This is a genomic window from Salinispora pacifica CNR114 (assembly GCF_000514775.1).
Classification (GTDB): domain Bacteria; phylum Actinomycetota; class Actinomycetes; order Mycobacteriales; family Micromonosporaceae; genus Micromonospora; species Micromonospora pacifica.
Genome location: NZ_AZWO01000020.1, coordinates 25,056 through 46,637, shown reverse-complemented (window position 1 = coordinate 46,637; position 21,582 = coordinate 25,056). Strand labels below are relative to the sequence as shown.

The following is a 21,582-nucleotide window of genomic DNA, read 5'->3' as shown; positions in this document are numbered from 1 at the left end:
CCGACCCAGCCACACCCCGTTGGTGGTGGTGACCGGGGCACCACCACCAACGGACACCCTTCAGACACCCCCGGGTTGATGCGGGAGACCCGATGAGCCCCTGGACTGTGCACCACGGCGACGCCCTGACGATCCTGCCCACCCTGCCCGCCGCGAGCGTTGACCTCGTGCTGACCGACCCGCCGTACAACTCCGGCGGCCGTACCCAATCTGACCGGACCAAGAACACCACCCGAAGCAAGTACGTCTCCGGCGACGCCGCCCATCAGCTGCGGGATTTCACCGGGGACAACCGCGACCAGCGCTCTTACACCGCATGGCTGTCGCTGATCCTCGCCGACTGCCTCCGCGTATCGAAACCCGGCGCATCCCTGCTTGTTTTCACCGACTGGCGGCAACTACCGGCCACCAGCGACGCCCTGCAGGCCGGCGGCTGGCTGTGGCGCGGCATCATCTGCTGGCACAAACCGATCTCTCGCCCGCGTGTCGGCGGGTTCAAAGCCGACTGTGAGTTCCTGCTGTGGGGCTCGCATGGGCCGATCGACGCCACCCGCAACCCCGTCTACCTGCCCGGCCTCTACAGCGCCAGCCAGCCCCGCGGCAAGGGCAGGCAGCACATCACCCAGAAGCCCGTCAACCTGCTCGCCGACCTGATGAAGGTCTGCCCACCCAGCGGCGTCGTACTCGACCCCTTCGCCGGCTCCGGCTCCACCGGCGTCGCCGCCACTGCCGCTGGCCACCCGTTCGTCGGTATCGAGGCCAGCACCCACTACGCCCAGATTGCACGACAGCGGATCACCGACGCCACCATGCAGCACACGCCCGGGTAAGATCGCCGATGCGGTGCCGCCGGTGACGTCCCGGCCGGCGCCGACCACCAACACAAGCGCCCCGCTCTGGCCTCACGGCCGGGCGGGGCGCTTCGCGCTGTCTGGAACCAGCCCAGACATCCAGATAACCCTTACGCATCCGCAATGATTTGTGTTAGAGTGAAGTCACAACGAAGGGAGGTGAAAGATGGAAATCGGAGAAGCGATGCAGCTGATCGCCGAGGAAGCCGAACGCCAGGGCTTTCTCGTCCGGCAGACCCGCAGCAGCATGTGGCACTTCCGTAAGGGCGGCGACAACTGGCTCGTAGCCCCCAAGGACGCCGGTGACGTGCTGGAGGTCCTACGGGTGCTGATCAGCGCCGGCCTCGACTGGTCCTTCAAGGACTAGTCGAGGCACGCCGGGGTCGGGTTACGCCGACCCCGGCCACCTCCGATATCTCGCCCCACCTTCACCAAGCAAAGAAAGGAGAAGAGCATCATGAGTTGGTACTTCGAACTCGAATTCGTCGGTGACCTACGCGACGAACACCTCGACCAGGCAGCCGAAGGAGCCTCGATCGCGCACTACCAGGAAACCCTCGGAGTGCTGCGGTTGCGCGCCCCACTCGACGCGGGCGAGTACGAGGCGGCCATGAACGAGGCAATACAGTGGCCAGTACGACTGACCGGTGCCGCCGCGCTGGTCCGCGGCGGGGTACTTACCGGCCCGGACCGCCTGATCATCGAGACGTCCGCGGCACGATCCCGAGGCTGGGACCTGCTCGGCTCCGCTGAGATCGCCGAGCGACTCGGCGTGTCCACGGCGAGAGTTCGCCAGCTTGAGCAGCGCCCCGACTTTCCGGCACCTGCCGTCGAACTCGCCGGGGGGCGAATGTACCGGGCGGACGACATCGCCGCCTTCGGCAAGGGGTGGCACCGCGCCCCCGGACGACCACGCAAACGCCAGTCCGACGCGTAACCTGGTACAGCGAGGCCCCGCAGCTACTGGCGTTCTGCGGGGCCTCGCTGCCGCCCGCGCTACACCACGCCGGCCGTGAAGCCAGGCGGGATTTTGTGATGTCCATCAATCTGGTACTGCGGCGGCAAACTCCGCGGGGGCCGCAGTGTTCAGGCTGGCGACCGCCCATCGGTCGCCCTCCACCACAAACGCCCCGAGCTCTCTCATTGAGTGGACCCACCCCGATTGAGCCTCCGGGGCGAACACAGCAACCGTCACTTCATCGCCGCCCATCGTGCAGGTGCCCATCTCGTACCGCCCTGGGTCAAGTGCGATCTGCTCTCCGCCGTTGCATCCGGCGGACCACATGAGCGCTACCACACCAAACACCGTGCTCTGTGCTGCCGGGGTCGGCGCTTGAGGGCCCCAAGTCACGGGATCCGTGCTGTTGCTGCCCTGGGATGCCTGGGAGGTGGCTAGGACTAGCCAACTGAGCGCCAGGCCGACGAGGACGCCAATCAAGGATGCAGCTAGGTCCCGGCGCACCATCGCTCCCCTCGTCGGTGGGCTGCCGCCACAGCAGTGATCACGATTCGTGTGCGGGTCACTACCGCACCGTACGACCGGCCGTCAAACCAGGCCGCCGTGACACGCCCTGACCAGGGGCGCAGCAGTGCTCACGGCAGCCGCCGGAGGGGTCAAGCTGGTCACGCCGCCCATACGACCTCCTCGGGGGCCCTGTACCCCTCGGATACCGTCACTCGACCAGGGATGATCCACATGTGTGTTCGCATCGGCAAGTCATACATGCTCACCAACAACCCGGACCGCCACGCCGCTTCGGCGAGCAACGGGTGCAGCCTGTAATCGCAGTCAATCGTGACTGCGAAGCCCTGCTGCGGCACCTCCCTACCGAGGCGCTGATCGATCAGCTCGGCCAGAGCGGCGGCGAACCGGTCGGCCTGGGCGGGGGTGAAGCGGCGCCGCAGCATAGCTTTACCGTTGGTAAGTTTGTTGGCCCACCAACGGGCCGCGGCACTGGCCTCGGGACTCGGGGCAATAGAGAGTGTCATGGCCTGACTCGGGAGCGCAGCAGCCAGCCGAGACTGTCGAAGACGCCGTCCGGCTCGTATGGTCGCCAGCGTGCCTGAGCAGGCGGCACCACCCAGCCGACCGTCAGCCCATCAGGGGCGTGCCCTGGCGGTGCTGGCACCCATGCATCCGGTCCACGATGCAGCCGACCACCGTCCCGGGCGACCTGGTCAGGGTCCAGAAAGCCCGGGGCGAACAAGAACATCCACCGCATTCGGTCCCCAGGGCCCAGCAGCATTGACCACCACGGCGGGCGGACGGTGGCGGTAGGTACGCGGGTGAGCAGCCGGTGGTGGATTATCGCCCCGATCGGCGAGGCGATCTCCAACACATCGAACCGTAGCGCCTGCAACGCAACCCCCCACGGGCGCGGTTGTGCCGGCCAGCCGTGAGCGGTGTACTCGGCAATAGCACGAGCCACCCTGGCCGTCATCATGCGCCTGCCTGCGGAACCCGGCTGACCGCCAGCAAATTAGCGCTGGCGTGGATCAGCTCGGGGCAGTGGTCGCCCATCCGGGCACCCAGTAGCGCGGCGTTAAGCATGCCGCCTCCCATATCATCCAGGTTGTACCGGTCGGCTGCGACCGCAAGCCACCCACCCGGCCCGCCGACTCCGTGCACGTTGACCACCTGCAACCCTGCTCCGGTCAGCTCATCGCGCAACTCGTCGATGGTGTGGTAGTACGTTGTTGCTGGCCAACGGTCGTTCCTGGAGCTCCATCCCTGAAGCTGGATGTCCTCCACGATAGCCCGACGTTGGACCAGTTGCCCGGCGATGGCCGCGCCGAAAAGGTTGGCGTGCCGGCCCAATGCCACCACCGCCACCACGCCGCCTGGGCGGGTCACCCGCACCGCCTCGGCCACCGCCACCCGCCGATCCTGCGAGTCGGTCAGGTGGTACAAGGGCCCAGCCAGAAGTGCGACGTCGAACGAGTCTTCATCCCAGGGCAGGCTGCGGGCATCCCCAACCACCGCCGACACACCCGCCCCGCGCGCCTGGTCGACGTGATGGGCTACAGGGTCAAGCAACTCGACCGCGTGACCCCGCTCTCGCATCCACGCTGCGTGCGCGCCCGGTCCGCCCCCAATGTCGGCGACCCGACAGGGTGCCGACGGCAGGTAGCGGTCTAGCAGCTCGCGCACCCGGGCTGCCTCCAGTCGACCCCGGATGGTTGCCCCTAGGCGGCCGGCCTCGTCATAGCCGTGTACGTAGTGATCGATCAGGTTCTGACCTTCACCCATCGCGTCCTCCAAGTTTGATGAAAGTTGCTGTTTCCGGACCGCTTTACAGTCCGGTCCGTCCCACTCGTAGCCCTCCACCCACGCCCACCCGGGATTGGTAGGCCGATCGAGGACCCGGATCACCCGGACCGTGGTCGGGCGAGCGAGTTGCGGGGAGGCACGTCGATTGAGGCGGATTGTGTCCCCCGGCGGTTGCGAAACTGGCGATCACCTAAACTGCCCGATCACCACAGCGACAACAACGATCACCAATACCAGCGCTGTGATCAGTTTCTCCCTACCCGTCGGCGGTTCGGGGGGTTCAGGCGCTGGCATCGACGGCCGATTCCCATCGGCCGGCGGTCGATTTCACCGCCGGCCCCGCGCACGCTGCGGGTGGAGCCCAGTTGCCCTGCCCGGCCGTGGCGAGGTAGTCGTATGCGGTCTCGGTGGGCGGACACGGCCAGGCGGACCGGCAGATCGGGCACCGGTCCACCCGCGGCCAGTGCTCGGTGATGATCCGCCGGGCGGACAGGATCATCCGGTTGCGTAGCTGGACCGTCGACAGGCTGCCGGAGCGCGGCCGGGCGTGGGTGGCCATCACCGGGAGCAGGCCCGCTGCCGGGCCAACCGGGTCATCAACGGCCGGCTATCGAGGATCACCGTCGGCTGGTCCCACAGCGGGCGGTAGGCGCCGGCCCGCGCCGAATACACCGTGGCGGGACCGGTCGCGTCCAGCCGTGCGGGCCGGTGGCGTTTGCGGAACAGCCGAATCATGCGCGTACTCCCTCACCCTCGATGGTGGCGAGACGGCCGACTCTCTGGCTGCGACCGCCCCTACCCAGTCACGGGGAGGGCAGACCGGAAACCGCCGTCACACGGACTATCGACCGACGGCGGTATCGGGAGAGTAACTGCTAGTTAAGTCTGGTCGTGGTCGGGATCGAGCGGGTCGACACCAACCCGTGTCGCCAGATCCCGCAGCTCATCGGAGCCTCGTCGACGAGAGTCACGGATCATCTGTCCGACCAGTTCGCGCACGCTCGGCCGGGACCGAAGTTTGGCCGGTGACGCCTCGTCAGCCTCCAGCCACGACAGGATGGCGCGGTCCTGGTCGCCGGCGGCGTACCAGCCACGCCCCGTGTCGATGTGCATCCGGGCGCGGCGGCTCACGGTGCGGATACGGGACCGGTCGACCTGGCGGGCGTACTCGGGAGCCCGCTCGGGCTCGCCGTTCTCAACCGCCACCCCGATACGCCAGATGTCGACGTTTGTGGAGGTGAACTCCATCCGCCACGGATCCGATCCCACGCGACGGGCTGTGGCACCCGCCTCGGCGAGATGACTGTCGGAGTCGCCGATGTCGAGTGAGGCCGCCGACAGGGCGGCGTGCAGGTGCAGCATGCCGTACCACGTGAGGGCGGCGTCGTCACCGTCGTCACCGAGGCGCTCGGCAGCGGCGACCGCGGTCATCAGCGACCGGCGGCGCCCACCGATAGTGCCGGATGCCAGCGCGGTCTGTGCGAGCGCGAACGCCGCCGCCGCGGACTCGATTTGCCTACCGAGGCGACCGGCGGCAACCTCGGCGCGCTCTGCGTACCGCGCGCTCAAATCGACGTACCCAAACGGCTTGATCGCCAATGCTGCGGTGACCGCGGTCCGTACGAACAGCGCCAACGCGTGTTCGTCTCCGGAGTTGGCGAGTTGGCGGGTGTCAGCGACCAGCGTGGGCAGTAGCCGTGCCAGATTCTGATAGTCGCAGGCCATCCGCGCGGACATGGCTGCGTCCGTGCGGGAGGCAACGTCGGCCAGGGACGGCAGCCCATCGGCCGTGGGCTCGTCATCAAGTGCGCCACGTAGAGCTGGCACGGCAGCATAGATAGCAACATCGTCAGAACTGCGTGGCGCCGTAGGTTGACCGGTTAGATCGGTGACGCTGACCTGTAGCGCGCTGGCTAGTGCGATCAGTAGCGAGCGTTTCGCAACAGGCCGGCGGCCGTTCTCCAGCATGCTGATATAGGCCGATGTTACGCCGACTGCGTTTGCCAAGTCCTGTTGAGTTAGTCCGCTGATGTCGCGCCACCTGGCGACGCGCAATCCGATGTAGTCGCTCATGGTGCCCTCCCGCACGAGGGTTGTCACGCCAGCCCCGCACGAACCGGCGTCCTGAATGGCACAGTACGTCGCTTCAACGACCCCTGTTACCGTGACGTGGCGCGCAAGGGGTCGGACCGCACATCCGGCCCCTACTTTCTGCCTCCGTTCTGAGGGCTTCCCTGCCGCGCCGCCATCGACGGTACTCCCCGTCCGCACGTCACGCCGTCACCCGGCCGTGTGGTCACCTCGGGCGCGTCGGGCTACACCCAAACCTTGCCTCAAACGACGGAAGAATCGTGCCTCATTTGCTCTTACCCGACATTGAATAACCCACGAAAGATGCGAAACTCGCTCACAGATGTTGCTTGTCGATTGTGGAACTGGTATTAAACTAGGTCCGGATCGGTGATCAAGTAGTGACTGACCGTAAAGATCTGGCGGGGCCCGTCACGCACCAGCACCCCCGCCCCAGACCCATCCACGACACGCCACGAGAGCCCTGGCCATCCGGATAGAACATATGTTCGACTCACGTTCCCTGTCCGACACTCAGCGGAGGTCATCTACCACACCATGCGCCAGGCCACGACACCCCAGTTCCGACAGGTCATCACTGCGGTTGCCCTAACGGCGGTCAGCTTTACCAGCTTGCTAGCTGCTCGGTACATTCGCCGACAGGTCTACGACGCCGGGTATGTAAACGGGTACGCCGATGGCCTGACAGCGCCGGTATACGAGGGCCGCGGGCGTCGACGACGACTCAAGGTCGTTCGGTGATCCGCTGCGTGGGGCCACCCTGGGTGGCCCCACCGCGTTCCTAGACTCCGCCCATTACGTCGACCCGGTCATACGCTCGCCGTGCTCTGGCGGACCGGGCAGACCGGCCGTAGTGACGCAGCATCTGCGGCGACTCCCAGCCCGCTAGCTCCTCCAGATCACCCTCCGCACCACCAGCGTCCAGCCAGCGATGGGCGAATGTGTGGCGAAACAGATGGGGCCAGAGCCTGATGCCGAGCCGCGCGCCGCGCCGCTCTATCGCCTGTCGGATGCCGGATGGGGTCATGGCACCTCGACGCCGGACGCCTACCCAAAGGGCTGTCGCTCCGCACTCGACGACCGCCTTGTGGCGGGCACGGACGCGGAGGTATCTATCGATAGCTACAGCACAGCGATGGTCGTAGCGCACAGTGCGAGTCTTGCCGCCCTTGCCAGTAACGGTTGCCTCACGCTTAGAGACTGCGAGGTCATCGAGCGTCAAACTTGCGATCTCGGCGAGTCGGCCACCGGTACCGGCGAAGAGCCGGATCAACGCCGCATCACGGCGAGACTCAAAGTCTCGGCCCGACTCGGCATCCTTGAGTAGCAGTGATAGCTGCTCCTGAGCGATGACCGGCGGAGGCGTCTCGCCGAGCTTCGGCGCTGCGGGCACTGCCACCTTGGACATCGGGTTGGGGGCGTCCTCCTCTGCTGCGAACCAGCGCCAGTACTGCTGGAGCGCGCCGCCGATGTTGTGCACGTACTTGCGGGAGTATCCAGCGTCTTGCAGGTGCAGGAGAAAGCGTCGGATGTGCTTGTGGTCGGTCTCGTGCCAGTCGTGCAGCGTCGGCGAGTCGGTCGCGAGCCAGCCGGCGAGCCAGCCGATCGCATCGGTGTATCGCTCAACGGTCAGGGGGGACCTGCCTGCGGATTCCAGGTGAAGTGTGAAGCTTTCGATCCACGGAAGTGCCCAGTCGGGCACACGTGGACGTGGGTGGCGTGGCATACCCCCACCTTGCCCGCAGTTTCGGGCAGGCGAATCGGCCGGAAGCCGCGTACCTCTGTCGTCTCTGAGCATCGTTCGGTCCTCCGCGTGAGTGGAGTACCGGCGTTTGTGCAGGTGAAGCGGTATGGGTGGGGCTAGCTGGAATCGAACCAGCGACCTCAGAGTTATCAGCTCTGCGCTCTAACCGACTGAGCTATAGCCCCGTGTTGCGACGAGCAAGGTTAACCCATCGGCCCGGCCGCCCCAAAATCGGGGGTGGCTCCGGGCGTGCTCCCGGCACCGGCGGATCGGGGACCCGGGCCGGGCGGCCCGGGTCCCCGTGACGTACTCAGTCGCGCTCGGCGAGCGTCAGCTCGACACCGCCCACCAGGTCGGCGCAGACGTTGTAGACGAAGGCACCCAGCGTTGCCAGTGCCGTGAACAGCACGACGTTGACCAAGCCGATCAAGGCAGAACTCAGAATCACGCCACGGGCGGTGATCTGGAAACCGTTGGCGCTCTGCCCGCCGCCCGCGTTGACCAGATCACTCAGGCTGTCGTTGACGCTGGCGAACACGCCCATCGCGTCCAGCGCCAGATACAGCACCGAGGTCGCGACCACGACGACGATGAAGAGCACCACCGAAACGGCGAAGGCGAACTTCATCACCGACCATGGGTCGATCCGCCGCAGGTTCAGCCGGGCCCGGCGCGGCCCGCGAGACGCGGCCGAGCTGACCGCGGTACGCGCGGCGCGCACCGCCTCGCCGACGCGCGCGGCGCCGACGGCCGCCACCCCGCCGATTCCCGGCGGGAGGCCGCCGCCCTGGGGTCGGCCAATGGAGTTCGGCTGTGGTCGGGCGGCCCCGGTGACCCGCGGGTGACTTCCGGTGTCACCAAGTCGGGGGACGCTGTTCACGCCGCCCAGGGCAGCCGCACTCCCGGTAGCCGCACTCCCCGCAGCCGCGCTCCCGGTAGCCGCGCTGGTCTTCCCAGCGCCACCGGAGGTCGGTACCTGGGCGGTCCCGGCCGTCTTCTTCTCAGCGGCGGCACCATCGGTACGCGGCGGTTCAGCCTTCGTGGCCGTAACCGGTTCCTCGGTGGGTTCCGACTCCTTGGCCGGGTTGTCCGGCGGCGGGGCCATCCCCGGAGCTCTGGTGAACTTGGGGGCCGGCACGTCGGCGGGGACGGTGGCCCGGCCCACTGCCGCACGGCTGGCGGCTGAGGCACCGCTCGTGGCGCTGTCCTCGTCGACCGGGTCAGCCGAGTTCCCCGCGTTCCCCGACTTCGCCTGTGTCTCCGTCATGCAACTAGTCCTGTTCGTCAGGCTCGTCGGCATTGCGAGCAATCGCCACGATGGTTACGCCATCCGGAAGGTCCATCAGCTTGACCCCCATTGTGTTCCGGTCGCGCGTACGGCGTACAGGCTTCACCGGAGTCCGAATGACACCACCGTTACTGGTGATAGCGAAGAGCTCGTCGTCCGGGTCGATCACCACAGCACCGACCAGACCACCGCGCCGCTCGGTGATCTTCGCAGTCAGCACGCCTTTACCTCCCCGGCCCTGGACCGGGTATTCCTCGATCGGAGTACGTTTCGCGTATCCACCATTGGTGGCCACCAGGACGTCCAAGCCGTGCCGGACGACCTCCATCGCGAGCAACTCGTCGTCCTCGCTGAACCGCATCCCGATCACGCCCGAGGTAGCCCGCCCCATTGGCCGCAGCGCCTCGTCGGAGGCGTTGAACCGGATCGCCAGGGCGTTCTTCGACACCAGCAGGAGATCCTGCTCCGGCGCCACCAGGGCGGCACCGACCAGTTCGTCGTCCTCGCGCAGGTTGACCGCGATGATGCCGCCGGACCGGTTGGAGTCGAACTCCTCAAGTCTGGTCTTCTTTACCACTCCGTTCTTCGTGGCCAGAACCAGGTAGGGGGCGACCTGGTAGTCGGAAATCTCGATGATCTGTGCGATCTGCTCGTCTGGTTGGAAGGCGAGCAGATTGGCCACGTGCTGGCCTTTGGCCACCCTACTGGCTTCGGGGAGCTCGTACGCCTTGGCCCGGTACACCCGGCCCTTGTTGGTGAAGAACAAAATCCAGTCGTGCGTCGAGCACACGAAGAAGTGGCTGACGATGTCATCCTGCCGCAGGGAGGCGCCACTGACCCCCTTGCCGCCCCGCCGCTGCGACCGGTACGCGTCCACCTTGGTGCGCTTCGCGTACCCGGTTCGGGTGATGGTGACCACGACGTCCTCGCGGGCGATCAGGTCCTCCATCGAGACCTCGCCGTCGAACGGAATGATCTGGGTACGCCGGTCGTCGCCCCACTTCGCGACGATCTCGCCCAACTCCTCCGAGACGATCCGCCGCTGCCGCTCCGGCTTCGCCAGGATGTCCTTGAAGTCGGCGATCTCCAGCTCCAGCTTCGCCAGGTCGTCGAGGATTCGCTGCCGCTCCAGCGCGGCCAGCCGGCGCAGCTGCATGTCCAGGATCGCGGTCGCCTGGATCTCGTCGATGTCCAGCAACCGGATCAGGCCCTGCCGCGCATCGTCCACCGTCGGCGAGCGCCGGATCAGCGCGATCACCTCGTCGAGGGCGTCCAGCGCCTTCGACAGACCCCGCAGGATGTGCGCCCGCTCCTCGGCCTTACGCAGCCGGTACGCCGTCCGCCGGCGGATCACCTCGATCTGGTGATCGACGTAGTAGCGGATGAACTGGGCCAGGTTCAGCGTGCGCGGCACACCGTCCACCAGCGCCAGCATGTTCGCGCCGAAGGTCTCCTGCAGCTGGGTGTGCTTGTAGAGGTTGTTCAGCACCACCTTGGCGACCGCGTCGCGCTTGAGTACCAGCACCAGGCGCAGGCCGGTGCGGCCGGAGGACTCGTCCCGGATGTCGGCGATTCCGCCGAGCTTCCCCTCCTTGATCAGCTCGGCGATCCGCTCGGCCAGGTTGTCCGGGTTCACCTGGTACGGCAGCTCGCTGACCACCAGTGCCGGGCGGCCCCGCTTGTCCTCCTCGACCTCGACCACGGCGCGCATCCGGATCGAACCACGACCGGTGCGGTACGCGTCCTGGATTCCCGCCTGGCCGACGATCAGGCCGTGGGTCGGGAAGTCCGGCCCTCTGACGATCCCCAGGAGGGCTTCCAGGGTGCTCGCCTCGTCGGCCTCCGGGTGCTCCAGGCACCACTGCACCGCCGCACCGATCTCCCGCAGGTTGTGCGGTGGGATCTTGGTGGCCATCCCGACCGCGATACCTTCGGAGCCGTTGACCAGCAGGTTGGGGATTCGGGACGGCAGGATCGTGGGCTCCTTGGCCCGGCCGTCGTAGTTGTCCTGCAGGTCGACGGTGTCCTCGTCGATGTCCCGCAGCATCTCCATCGCCAGCGGTTGGAGCTTGCACTCGGTGTACCGCATCGCCGCTGCCGGATCGTTGCCCGGGGACCCGAAGTTGCCGTTGCCGTCCACCAGCGGGTAGCGCAGCGCCCAGGGTTGGGCCATCCGGACCAAGGCGTCGTAGATCGCCGAGTCACCGTGCGGGTGGAACTGGCCCATCACGTCGCCGACCACCCGGGAGCACTTCACGTACCCCCGGTCGGGCCGGTACCCCGAGTCGAACATCGCGTAGAGGATCTTGCGGTGGACCGGCTTCAGCCCGTCCCGGACGTCCGGCAGTGCCCGCCCGACGATCACGCTCATGGCGTAGTCGAGGTAGGAGCGCTGCATCTCCACCTCGAGACCGACCGGCTCGATCCGGTCGTGCGCCACGACGGCGCCGGCGGTCTCGGAGGTGTCGGACTCGTTCGGTGTGGACTCGGGGGTATCGGTCACTTGTTAACCCTTATCAGACTCAGAGTCGCTTTTGTGCTGTGGATAACCGCTGTGGAAACCGGCCTGGCTGTGGATAACTCTGTGGATTCACCGAGTCGCGCCGCGTTCGCCGGACCAGACCCGAGCAGGTCTCAGATGTCCAGGAACCGTACGTCCTTGGCGTTACGCTGGATAAACGAGCGACGAGCTTCGACATCCTCGCCCATCAGCACGCTAAACAGCTCGTCCGCGGTCGCCGCGTCATCGAGCGTCACCTGCCGCAGGGTGCGTGTGGCCGGGTTCATCGTGGTCTCCCACAGCTCGGGATAGTTCATCTCGCCGAGCCCCTTGAACCGCTGGATGTCGTCCGGCTTGGCGTTGGGCTTCTTCTGCTGCCGCAGGGTGATCAGACCGTCCCGCTCTCGGTCCGAATACGCGTACTGCGCGTCGTCGCCCTTCCGGTTCCACTTGATCTTGTAGAGCGGCGGGGCGGCCAGGTAGACGTGCCCCAGCTCGACCAGCGGCCGCATGAAGCGGAAGAGCAGCGTCAGCAGCAGCGTCTGAATGTGCTGACCATCGACGTCCGCGTCAGCCATCAACACGATCTTGTGGTACCGCAGCTTCTCGATGTCGAAGTCGTCGTGGATACCCGTGCCGAGCGCGGTGATCAGCGCCTGGACCTCGTTGTTCTTCAGAACCCGATCGATCCGCGCCTTCTCCACATTGAGGATCTTGCCGCGGATCGGCAGGATCGCCTGCGTCCGCGGGTCGCGCCCCTGCTTGGCGGAGCCGCCTGCCGAGTCGCCCTCAACGATGAAGACCTCACACTCACGGGGATCAGTTGACTGGCAGTCGGCCAGTTTGCCCGGCATCGAGCCGGACTCCAGCAACGACTTACGCCGGGCCAGCTTGCGGGCCTGCTGGGCGGCGACCCGGGCGCGCGCGGCCTGGGAGGCCTTGGTGATGATGACCTTCGCCTCGGCCGGGTTTCGGTCCAGCCAGTCAACCAGCCACTCGTTGCAGACCCGCTGCACGAAGCTCTTGACCGGGGTGTTGCCCAGCTTGGTCTTGGTCTGCCCCTCGAACTGCGGGTTGGTCAGCTTCACCGAGATGATCGCCGCCAGCCCCTCCCGGATGTCCTCCCCGGAGAGCTTCTCGTCACTCTTGAGGAGCCGCTTCTCCGCACCGTACCGGTTGATGACGCTGGTCAGCGCCGACCGGAAGCCTTCCTCGTGGGTGCCGCCCTCATGCGTGTTGATGTTGTTGGCGAAGGTGTAGACCGACTCGCCATACGACTCGTTCCACTGCATGGCGATCTCGACCGACATCCCGTCTTCCTCGGTGCCGAACTCGACCACCGACTTGTGGATCGAGGTCTTCGAGGCGTTCAGGTGCCGGACGAAGTCGGCGATGCCACCCTGGTAGCAGAAGGTGACCTCGCGCATCTTGCTGTCATCGCCCTCGTCGACGCGCTCGTCGAGGAAGTGGATGGTCAGACCCCGGTTGAGGAAGGCCATCTCCTGGAGCCGACGGTAGATGGTCTGGAAGTCGAAACTAACGGTCTCGAAGACCGTCGGATCGGGCCAGAAGGAGACCGCCGAGCCGGTGGCGTCGGTCGGCTCCCCCTTCTCCAGCGGCGTCGGCTTCGAGTCCGTGTACGACTGCCGCCAGAAGTAGCCGTCCTTCTGGATCTCGACAGCCATCCGGGTGGAGAGGGCGTTCACGACCGACACACCGACGCCGTGCAGGCCACCGGAGACGGCGTACGCCTTGCCGTCGAACTTGCCGCCGGCGTGCAGCACGGTCAGCGCCACCTCCACACCCGGCTTCTTGAGCTTCGGATGCGGGTCGACCGGGAAGCCACGGCCGTTGTCGGTGACCCGAACCCCACCATCGGCGAGCAGCACCACGTCGATGGTGTCGCAGTGCCCGGCCAGCGCCTCGTCCACCGCGTTGTCCACGACCTCCCACACCAGGTGGTGCAGACCGCGTTCGCCGGTGGACCCGATGTACATACCGGGGCGTTTACGGACCGCCTCCAACCCTTCGAGGACGGTGATCGACTCTGCGCCGTACTCCTGCTTGTCCTGCGCTGCCACCCTCGGCCACTTTCTCGCGTCGGCCACACCACTGGCGCGACCGGTCACGGGGTTCGGCGGACAGAACGCGACGTCGGGCGCGCGGACCGGCACCGGAGAGTGGTCCGGGCCGGGGGTCGAACGCGCCGGCCGCCGCGGGTGCCCGCGGATCGCGATCGGCTCGACCTGATGTGGAACGATGATCTCGGGCCCATGTTGGCCCCGGGTTTCATCGCTCCGCACCGGGTCTTCGTCTCAGGCCCAATCCTACTGTGCGTCGGCGACAGATCCACCACTCGGCACCCCTTGCGCGGCGGCTGAGACCTTCATAGCCGGCCGACTGCTCACTCCACGACTCCCCCTACGTACACCGAGCCGACCGTAGGCTCGCACCGGCCGGCGCCGCTCCCGCCCAATGTGTGTCCATCTCGCGACGAACTCCGGCTTGATCTTTGCCGGCTGGAACCGGACGATCGACGCGTTCGTACGGAGTTTGGGCTTGAGAGGTGACACCAGATGGGGCTGGACAACGTCGTGGTGAACTGGCCGCGGACCGGCCGCTTCTACGAACCGGTCGCGCCGGCGGAGTTCGTGGACTTCGGGGAGATCGTCGATATGCCGAAGATCTCCGCACCGACCGCCGCGCTCGCCGAGCTGATCGCCAAGACCGGCACGGTCCGGGCAACCGCGTACACCGAGCTGGTCGATCTGATCCTCGGCTTGGATAATGTGCTGTACGCCACAGAGAACTCGGAGGAGGACGAGGACCCGGTGATCGACCCGGACGGCTGCGGGTGGATCGCCGACGGAGTCGAGCGGTTCGTGGCGCGGCACCGAGCAGTCGGCGAGGCAGTCACCTTCGAGACCGTCAGCGCGGTACTCCGCGCGCTACTCGGCGACGGACGCCTGGCCGAGCAGCAGCTGCGTTGGCTGGACAGCCGGCTGGACCGGCTCCGCGACGACAGCGGAGCGCCGCCGCAGTGGACCTTCACCTGCGCGGAGCTGAGCGTTCTCGCCGCGTTCTACCGTCGCTGCGCCGAGCGGGGCTTCGCGGTCTACGCGGAGTCGGTGGCACCCCGCCGGGTCGTTCAGCCGTAGGTGTCCCGGGGGCCGCGGCCCCGCACCCGACGAGGGCCACGCGACCAGGACGGCGCGGCCGGACCGTGGATGTGCAGCCGGCGTACGACGTTGTGGCCCACCTCGCTGGCGATCTGCTGCAGTAGCGAGCCGGCGAGCAGCCGGAGCTGGGTGGCCCAGGCGGTCGAGCGCGCCTCCACGGTCAGCTCACCCCCTTCCAGCTTCACCGGCCGGCTGTGCTGGGCCACGTCCGGGCCGACCACCCGTTCCCAGGCGCCGAAAACCGTGGCCTCGGCCGCCGGTTGCTGCCAGCCCCGGGCCTTCACCAGCCGGTCCAGCACCGCGCCGAGTGGCTGCGGGTCGCGCGGGTCCGGCCCCGGGCCGGAGTAGCCCCGCGGCCGTCGCCCCCCACCGCTCACCCCGCTGTTGCGGCCGCGCCGTTGCGGCTGCGCCGCCTGACGCCGTGCCTTCGCCGCATCCAGCACCGCCCGCGCGAGCTGCGGCCCGGCCGGCGCCTCCGCGCCGGCCTCCGCTGCCGGGGCCGCCCCGTCCGCTCCGGTATCCCCCGCCGCACGGGGGGCGGCGGTGGGTTCCGCCTCATCCGACACGCTGCACCTCCCCCTCGCGGACAACGAACCGCGCCCCGTGCAGACGCGCGGGGAGATCTTCTGCCACCGCACAGGTCACCAGGAGTTGGCTCGCCGCACCGACCAGCTCGGCGAGGCGGTCCCGTCGGCCGGTGTCCAACTCGGCGAAGACGTCGTCCAGCACCAGCACCGGCTCGATCCCGTCAGCGCGCAGTAGGTCGTACCCGGCCAGCCGGAGCGCCAGCGCCAACGACCAGGACTCGCCGTGGCTGGCGTACCCCTTCGCGGGTAGTGGCCCCAGCGTGAGGGTGAGCTCGTCCCGGTGCGGGCCGACCAGGGTGGTCCCTCGCTCGATCTCGGCTGACCGGCCGGCGGCGAGCGCGTCGCTCAGCGCCGCGGTCAGCGCCGCCCGGTCAGCGGCGGGGCTGACCGATTCGACCGACGATCGGTATGTGATGCCGGCCGCGCCCCTACCGGCGGCCACCGCGTCGTACGCCCGGGTGACGTGAGGGGTGAGTGCGGCGACGAGGTCGAGCCGACCGGCGAGCAGCTCGGCACCGTGCCGCGCGAGGTGGTCGTCCCAGACGGCGAGGGTGGAGAGGTCACCGCCGCGGGTACCGCCGGTCTTACGCGCCAGGTACGCGGTGCGCAGCAGAGCGTTCCGCTGCCGGAGCACCCGTTCGTAGTCGGCCCGCACCCCGGCGAACCGGGGCTGCCGGAGCACCAGCAGATCGTCGAGGTAGCGGCGCCGCTGCGCCGGGTCGCCCCGGATCAGCTCCAGGTCCTCCGGGGCGAAGAGCACCAGCCGCAGGGCACCGAGCACGTCCCGGGACCGCCGGGCCGGGGACCGACCGAGCCGGGCCCGGTTCGCCCGCCCCGGAACGATCTCCAGCTCGACCAGCAGCTCCCGCCCCTCGTGCACCACGGCGCAGCGGATGATCCCCGCGGCGGCACCCATCCGGACCAACGGTGCGTCCGTGGCGACCCGGTGGGAGTCCAGGGTCGCCACATAGCCAAGCGCCTCGATCAGGTTGGTCTTGCCCACCCCGTTCGGACCGACCAGGATGTTCGCCCCCGGCTCAAGATCCACGCCGACCCGCTCGTACGAGCGGAAGTCAACGAGTTCCAGCCGGCGAACGTACACGGGTGGTGGAGCCGTCAGCGCTTGCGAACGGCGTGCCCGCCGAACTGCTGGCGCAGCGCGGCGACCGCCTTCATCGCGGGCGAGTCATCCTCCCGGGAGGTGAAACGGGCGAAGAGCGCGGCGGCGATGACGTTCATCGGAACGGCGAGCCGGACCGCCTCGTCCACGGTCCACCGCCCCTCGCCGGTGTCCTCGGTGTAGGGGCTCAACTCGGCCAGCTCCGGGTCCTCGTCGAGTGCCCGGTCGAGGAGGTCGAGCAGCCAGGAGCGGACGACCGTTCCCTCCCGCCAGGACTTGAAGACACCGGGAACATCGGTGACCAGCTCAGACTTGGCCAGCAGTTCGTAGCCCTCGGCGTAGGCGTGCATGAGACCGTACTCGACGCCGTTGTGCACCATCTTGGCGTAGTGCCCGGCACCGACCGGACCAGCGTGCACGAAGCCGAAGTCTCCGGCCGGCTTCAGCGCCTCGAAGATCGGCATCAACCGGGCAACATGTTCCTGGGCGCCGCCGACCATGAGGGCGTACCCGTTCTGCCGGCCCCAGACGCCACCGGAAACACCGACGTCGACGTACCCGATGCCACGCTCGTTCAGCCGCTCGGCGCGCGGGGCATCGTCGCTGAACCGCGAGTTGCCACCGTCAACGATGATGTCGCCGGCGTCGAGCACCTCCGCCATCTTGTTGATGGTCTCGTCGGTGACGGCGGCGGGGACCATGACCCACACCGCGCGGGGCGCGTCCAGCTTCTGCGCCATCTCCGCCAGGCTCGCGACGTCGCTCAGCTCGGCATGGTTGTCGTAGCCGATCACCTCATGCCCGGCGGCACGCAGCCGCTCCCGCATGTTGCCGCCCATCCGGCCGAGCCCTACCAGGCCGAGCTGCATGTCCGTACCTCCGTGCGTTGTGTTCGTCTCGGGTGCGATCAGCGGGAGACGCGGATCGGCATGATGAGGTAGCGGTACCCGGGCACGATCTCACCATCCTCGCCGACGGGGGAAATCACCGCCGGCTTGAAGGCGTCAACGAACGACAGAACGGCGAACTGGGTCCCCATGTTCGAGAGACCGTCGATCAGGTATTGGGGGTTGAAGCCAACAGTCAGCGGATCACCGCTGAAGGTGGCCTCCATCGCCTCGCTGGCGCGGGCCTCCTCGGTGCCACCGGCCTCGACCACCAGTCCGTCACCGCTGAGGCTCAGCAGCACCGGAGTGGTGCGCTCGGCGACGAGCGCGACCCGCTTGACGACCTCGACAAGCGCGCTGACCGGCACCTGGGCCTGCGCATTGTGAGTGGCGGGGAAGAGCGAACGGACCGGCGGGTAGTTGGCGCCGTCGAGGAGTCGGCTGGTGGTGCGCCGGGGGCCGCCAACGAAACCGATCATGCCCTCGCCCGCCGCCCCCTGGGAGAGCGCCATGGTTACCTGGCCACCGAGCGTCCCCAGGGCCTTGGCGGTGTCGTGCAGAGTGCGGGCCGGCACCAGCGCGTTGAGGCTGATCTCCGGGTCTTCCGGGTGCCACTCGATCTCGCGCAGGGCGAGACGGTAGCGGTCGGTGGCGAGCATGGCCAACGTGCCGCCGGAGAGCTCCAGCCGGACACCGGTCATCATCGGCAGGGTCTCGTCCCGGCCGGCCGCCACGGCTACCTGGGCGACGGCGGCGGCGAACGCGGCGGCGTCGATGGTGCCAGCGCTGACCGGCATCTCCGGGAGTGTCGGATAGTCCTCGACCGGCATGGTGGGCAGCGTGAACCGGGCGCTGCCGCAGACGAGTTCGAGGTGGGCGCCGACCGCCGCGATGTCGACCGGCTTCGCCGGCAGTGCCTTGGTGATCTCAGCGAGGAGCCGGCCGGAGACCAGGGCGGCGCCGTCGGCGTCTCCCTGCACCTCGACGGTCACCTGACTGGAGACCTCGTAGTCGAAGCCAGAGACCTGCAGGTTGCCGTCGGTGACCCGGAGCAGCACCCCGGCGAGCACCGGTACCGAAGGACGGTTCGGCAGGCTCTTTGCGGTCCAGGCCACGGCCTCGGCGAGCGCGTCGCGCTCTACTCGGAACTTCATCAATGCCTCCGCGTCAACGTCAGCGCCAACTCTCTCATGCCGACCGCTGCCTACCGACCCGCCGGGGCGTGCCGGTTCTCCTGGCACCTTAGGGCGCGCGGGCATCGGCGGTACGCCCGGCCCCATGCATGTCCAGGTGCCGCTGACCGGCTGCGGCGGTCTGCGGCCCGATCCACAGAAAGTCCAACGGTGATGATTGGTTTTTGTTGTCTTCAGAGATATAACTCATCGTCTTCGTCGCACCTGTGCAAACTGTGGAAAACCTGTGTTGACCCAGGTCAGCCCGGGTACCCACCGGTGGGTTTCCTGTGGAGAACCCCGGGGAAAACCCGGGCTGTCATCCACAGGCCAGAGTTACCCCCAGGCCGTCCACCGTTGTCCACCGGTTATCCACCGGTTATCCACCGACTTCTTCCCCAGGCCTGTGGATCGTCGCTCGTAGCTCGACCCGAGTTATCCCCAGAACCTTCAACAGCTTGTCCACACCCGGTCCGCCTTCGGTGGACAACCACCCCGTTATCCCCAAGCGTCCACAGCACTACCCCCAGGTTTTTCCACAACCTGTGGATAACGAGGAGGTGATGGCCCCACGTTCTCCACCCACAGCGGCGGAGGCTGTGGACAACGAGCGGGACTCTCGGTCCCGAGACGGGCGGCCCGGGTCCGCCCCACGGCCCAGATCCGGGTCCCGTCGTCCGGTCCGGTGGGGGATGGTGGAGCGCCGAAGGAGCGCCGCTGTGGGTGCCGGTTCGGTGGCTCGGCGGGTGGTTCGGTGGTTCCGGGCAATCCGCTGGCAGGTGGGGGCGCCGGCGGGGCCTCAGGTGTTCTGTTTGATCCGGTTGGTGAGTTCGGCGATCTGGTTGTAGAGCGAACGCCGTTCCGCCATCTGCTGACGAATCTTGCGGTCGGCGTGCATGACCGTGGTGTGGTCGCGCCCTCCGAATGCCTGTCCGATTCGGGGCAGCGACAGGTCGGTCAGCTCCCGGCACAGGTACATGGCGACCTGGCGGGCGTTGACGAGCACCCGCGAGCGGGAGTGCCCACGCAGGTCCTCCAGACTCACCCCGAAATAGTCGGCGGTCGCCACCATGATCTGGTCGGCGGTGATCTCTGGTCCGCTGCCGTCCGGGATGAAGTCCCGCAGCACCTCCTCGGCCAGCGACAGCTCCACCGACGACCGGGTGAGGCTGGCGAACGCGGTGACCCGGATCAGCGCGCCCTCAAGCTCTCGGATCGAGTTCGACACCCGGGACGCGATGAACTCGAGTACGTCCGGCGGGGCGAACAGCCGCTCCTGGGCGGCCTTCTTCTGCAGGATCGCGATCCGGGTCTCCAGGTCTGGCGGCTGGATGTCGGCGAGCAGACCCCACTCGAACCGGGTCCGCAACCGGTCCTCCAGGGTCGCCAGCTGCTTCGGTGACCGGTCGGAGGTGATCACGATCTGCTTGTTGGCGTTGTGCAGCGTGTTGAAGGTGTGGAAGAACTCCTCCTGCGTTCGCTCCCGGTTCTCCAGGAACTGGATGTCGTCGATCAAGAGGATGTCGACATCCCGGTATCGGCGCTGGAAGGCGCTGGTCTTGTCGTCGCGCAGTGAGTTGATGAAATCGTTGGTGAACTCCTCGGTCGAGACGTACCGGACCGAGTTGGCGTTGCCGAGCGTGGTGGCGTAGTGGCCGATCGCGTGCAGCAGGTGCGTCTTGCCCAGCCCGGAGCTGCCGTAGATGAACAGCGGGTTGTACGCCTTCGCCGGCGACTCGGCGACCGCCACCGAAGCCGCATGGGCGAATCGATTGGACGAACCGATGACGAACGTCTCGAACATGTACTTCGGGTTGAGCCGGTTGCCACCGCCGTCGGCTGGTGTTGGTAACCGGCGGTCCTCGCGGCCACCGGGTCGGGGCAGGTGGTCCACCCGCCCCGGCCCGCTGTCGGTACCGAGTTCCCGGGGCAGCGCCGGCCCCCCGCGCTGCTCCGCCGCCGCTGCGCGGTAGCGGACGTCGAAGGGGCGTTCGGACACCGGCGGGCCCAGGCGGGCCTGCTCGTCAACATCGAGTCGCTCGCCTCGGGACGGCCCGCCGAAAGCGGAGCCGAACAACGGCTCCTGGCCGTCCTGGGACACCGACGTCGGCTGCTCGCCGTACGAACCGGCGGGCACCGCGGCGCGGCGCTCCGGTTGGGCCTGCCCGGGAATCAGCGGGAACTGTTGGTCCACGCCGTCGTCCGGGTTCCCTCCCGCGGCACCACCGGTGGTGCCGCCGGGCGGCGTACCGACCTCGGGGCTTGGGGCGCTGTGGTAGATGGTGCCGGCCGGGCGGCCGGAGCCGTCTTCCGGCGCTCGCACGGTGACAGCTACCTGGATGGGCCGCCCCAGCCGGCGGGTGAGCGCCTCGGTGATCGCCGGGCGGAGCCGGGACTCGATGACATCTCGGGTGAAGGCGTCCGGGACGGAGACGAGCGCGGTGTCCTCGACGATGGCGCGGAGCCGGGTCAGCCGTAGGTAGGCCCGCTGCTGCGCGGAGACGATCTCATCGGCCAGTTCGTCGGTCGTCGCCGTCCACACCGCGGCAAGGTCGGTTGTATCCGTCACCGTCGTGCCACCCCCTCGCCTCTGTTCCCGGACGCCGCCGTCCTCCCCGTCGGCCGTCCCGGGCCCGCCGGGTTCACGCGGTCTTTCCCCGTCCCGGCTGACCGAACGACCCTTGTCCACAAGTTATCCACAGCCTGTGTGCGTACCGATTGTGCCGCCCACCGAATGTGGGTCAGACCTCCCCCGGTACGAGCGGGCACTGAAGCGGGTCATCTTGCCGAACGATCCACCGCCCGATTCGGTCTTGCCTGCCGGCGGCGACCACAGCCGGACGGCTCCGGGCTTCCGACAGCCATTCGCGATTTGGGCCGACAGCCCTGCAC

The 21,582-nt window shown here is 67.8% G+C and carries 19 protein-coding genes, 1 tRNA gene and 1 pseudogene; 4 read left to right on the top strand and 17 right to left on the bottom strand.

The genetic code is table 11. The features are described 5' to 3' along the window. The first annotated feature begins 92 nt into the window (after positions 1-92). From B118_RS0114180 to B118_RS0114170, 3 genes are all read left to right on the top strand, one after another. Positions 93-830: a DNA-methyltransferase gene (locus B118_RS0114180; RefSeq protein WP_028192929.1), complete on the top strand. Its 738-nt coding sequence runs from the start codon at positions 93-95 to the stop codon at positions 828-830. 187 nt (positions 831-1,017) lie between these two features. Continuing rightward, positions 1,018-1,218: a hypothetical protein gene (locus B118_RS0114175; protein ID WP_018813121.1), complete on the top strand. Its 201-nt coding sequence runs from the start codon at positions 1,018-1,020 to the stop codon at positions 1,216-1,218. Positions 1,219-1,308: 90 nt separating this feature from the next. After that, positions 1,309-1,788, top strand: coding sequence for a hypothetical protein (locus tag B118_RS0114170; protein WP_018813122.1), 480 nt, complete (start codon positions 1,309-1,311; stop codon positions 1,786-1,788). Between the two features lie 105 nt (positions 1,789-1,893). On the opposite strand, the gene B118_RS32880 is transcribed toward B118_RS0114170, so the two are convergent. The 12 genes and pseudogenes from B118_RS32880 to gyrB form a co-directional block, all read right to left on the bottom strand. Further along, entirely contained in the window at positions 1,894-2,316 is a 423-nt protein-coding gene (locus B118_RS32880) for a single stranded DNA-binding domain-containing protein (protein WP_028192928.1), read from the bottom strand. A 158-nt stretch (positions 2,317-2,474) separates the two neighbouring features. Further along, positions 2,475-2,759 carry a hypothetical protein gene (locus B118_RS0114160; RefSeq protein WP_028192927.1) on the bottom strand — a complete coding sequence of 95 codons (285 nt, stop codon included), beginning with the start codon at positions 2,757-2,759 and terminating at the stop codon, positions 2,475-2,477. A 77-nt stretch (positions 2,760-2,836) separates the two neighbouring features. After that, positions 2,837-3,292 (bottom strand): hypothetical protein, encoded by a 456-nt coding sequence (locus B118_RS0114155; protein ID WP_028192926.1) that lies wholly within the window; start codon positions 3,290-3,292, stop codon positions 2,837-2,839. After that, on the bottom strand, positions 3,292-4,101 hold the full coding sequence (locus B118_RS0114150; RefSeq protein WP_028192925.1) for a class I SAM-dependent methyltransferase: 810 nt from the start codon (positions 4,099-4,101) through the stop codon (positions 3,292-3,294). Before B118_RS0114150 ends, B118_RS0114155 begins: the two co-directional genes overlap by 1 nt. Before the next feature lie 348 nt (positions 4,102-4,449). Continuing rightward, a pseudogene (locus B118_RS28315) lies at positions 4,450-4,681 on the bottom strand (hypothetical protein). Beyond that, positions 4,681-4,857, bottom strand: coding sequence for a hypothetical protein (locus tag B118_RS32390; RefSeq protein ID WP_202902334.1), 177 nt, complete (start codon positions 4,855-4,857; stop codon positions 4,681-4,683). The pseudogene B118_RS28315 and the gene B118_RS32390 overlap by 1 nt, the downstream one beginning before the upstream one ends. Before the next feature lie 144 nt (positions 4,858-5,001). Further along, entirely contained in the window at positions 5,002-6,195 is a 1,194-nt protein-coding gene (locus B118_RS0114130) for a helix-turn-helix transcriptional regulator (protein ID WP_238323920.1), read from the bottom strand. 799 nt (positions 6,196-6,994) lie between these two features. Continuing rightward, complete coding sequence (locus B118_RS0114125; RefSeq protein ID WP_080678058.1) at positions 6,995-7,939, bottom strand: tyrosine-type recombinase/integrase; 945 nt, start codon at positions 7,937-7,939, stop codon at positions 6,995-6,997. 129 nt (positions 7,940-8,068) lie between these two features. Further along, a tRNA-Ile gene (locus tag B118_RS0114120) sits at positions 8,069-8,142 on the bottom strand. A gap of 125 nt (positions 8,143-8,267) precedes the next feature. Then, complete coding sequence (locus B118_RS0114115; protein ID WP_028185176.1) at positions 8,268-9,224, bottom strand: DUF3566 domain-containing protein; 957 nt, start codon at positions 9,222-9,224, stop codon at positions 8,268-8,270. A 4-nt stretch (positions 9,225-9,228) separates the two neighbouring features. Further along, positions 9,229-11,748 (bottom strand): DNA gyrase subunit A, encoded by a 2,520-nt coding sequence (gene gyrA, locus B118_RS0114110; protein WP_018221874.1) that lies wholly within the window; start codon positions 11,746-11,748, stop codon positions 9,229-9,231. Positions 11,749-11,879: 131 nt separating this feature from the next. Next, positions 11,880-13,826 carry a DNA topoisomerase (ATP-hydrolyzing) subunit B gene (gyrB, locus tag B118_RS0114105; protein WP_026185556.1) on the bottom strand — a complete coding sequence of 649 codons (1,947 nt, stop codon included), beginning with the start codon at positions 13,824-13,826 and terminating at the stop codon, positions 11,880-11,882. Between the two features lie 495 nt (positions 13,827-14,321). Here gyrB and B118_RS0114100 point away from each other — a divergent pair, with 495 nt between their 5' ends. Next, complete coding sequence (locus B118_RS0114100) at positions 14,322-14,903, top strand: hypothetical protein (RefSeq protein ID WP_018221876.1); 582 nt, start codon at positions 14,322-14,324, stop codon at positions 14,901-14,903. On the opposite strand, the gene B118_RS0114095 is transcribed toward B118_RS0114100, so the two are convergent. The 5 genes from B118_RS0114095 to dnaA all read right to left on the bottom strand — a co-directional run bounded on the left by B118_RS0114095 (position 14,894) and on the right by dnaA (position 21,259). Further along, the gene (locus B118_RS0114095) at positions 14,894-15,490 is read right to left on the bottom strand and encodes a DciA family protein (protein WP_018221877.1); all 597 of its coding nucleotides are present in this window, start codon (positions 15,488-15,490) and stop codon (positions 14,894-14,896) included. The genes B118_RS0114100 and B118_RS0114095 overlap by 10 nt on opposite strands. Then, positions 15,480-16,613 carry a DNA replication/repair protein RecF gene (gene recF / locus B118_RS0114090; protein WP_018221878.1) on the bottom strand — a complete coding sequence of 378 codons (1,134 nt, stop codon included), beginning with the start codon at positions 16,611-16,613 and terminating at the stop codon, positions 15,480-15,482. The genes B118_RS0114095 and recF overlap by 11 nt, the downstream gene beginning before the upstream one ends. A gap of 14 nt (positions 16,614-16,627) precedes the next feature. Continuing rightward, the gene (gene gnd, locus B118_RS0114085) at positions 16,628-17,500 is read right to left on the bottom strand and encodes a phosphogluconate dehydrogenase (NAD(+)-dependent, decarboxylating) (RefSeq protein ID WP_018221879.1); all 873 of its coding nucleotides are present in this window, start codon (positions 17,498-17,500) and stop codon (positions 16,628-16,630) included. Between the two features lie 38 nt (positions 17,501-17,538). Then, positions 17,539-18,672, bottom strand: a complete 1,134-nt coding sequence (gene dnaN / locus B118_RS0114080; RefSeq protein ID WP_018221880.1) for a DNA polymerase III subunit beta — start codon at positions 18,670-18,672, stop codon at positions 17,539-17,541. 817 nt (positions 18,673-19,489) lie between these two features. Continuing rightward, entirely contained in the window at positions 19,490-21,259 is a 1,770-nt protein-coding gene (gene dnaA, locus B118_RS0114075; protein ID WP_033773750.1) for a chromosomal replication initiator protein DnaA, read from the bottom strand. Between the last annotated feature and the right edge of the window lie 323 nt (positions 21,260-21,582).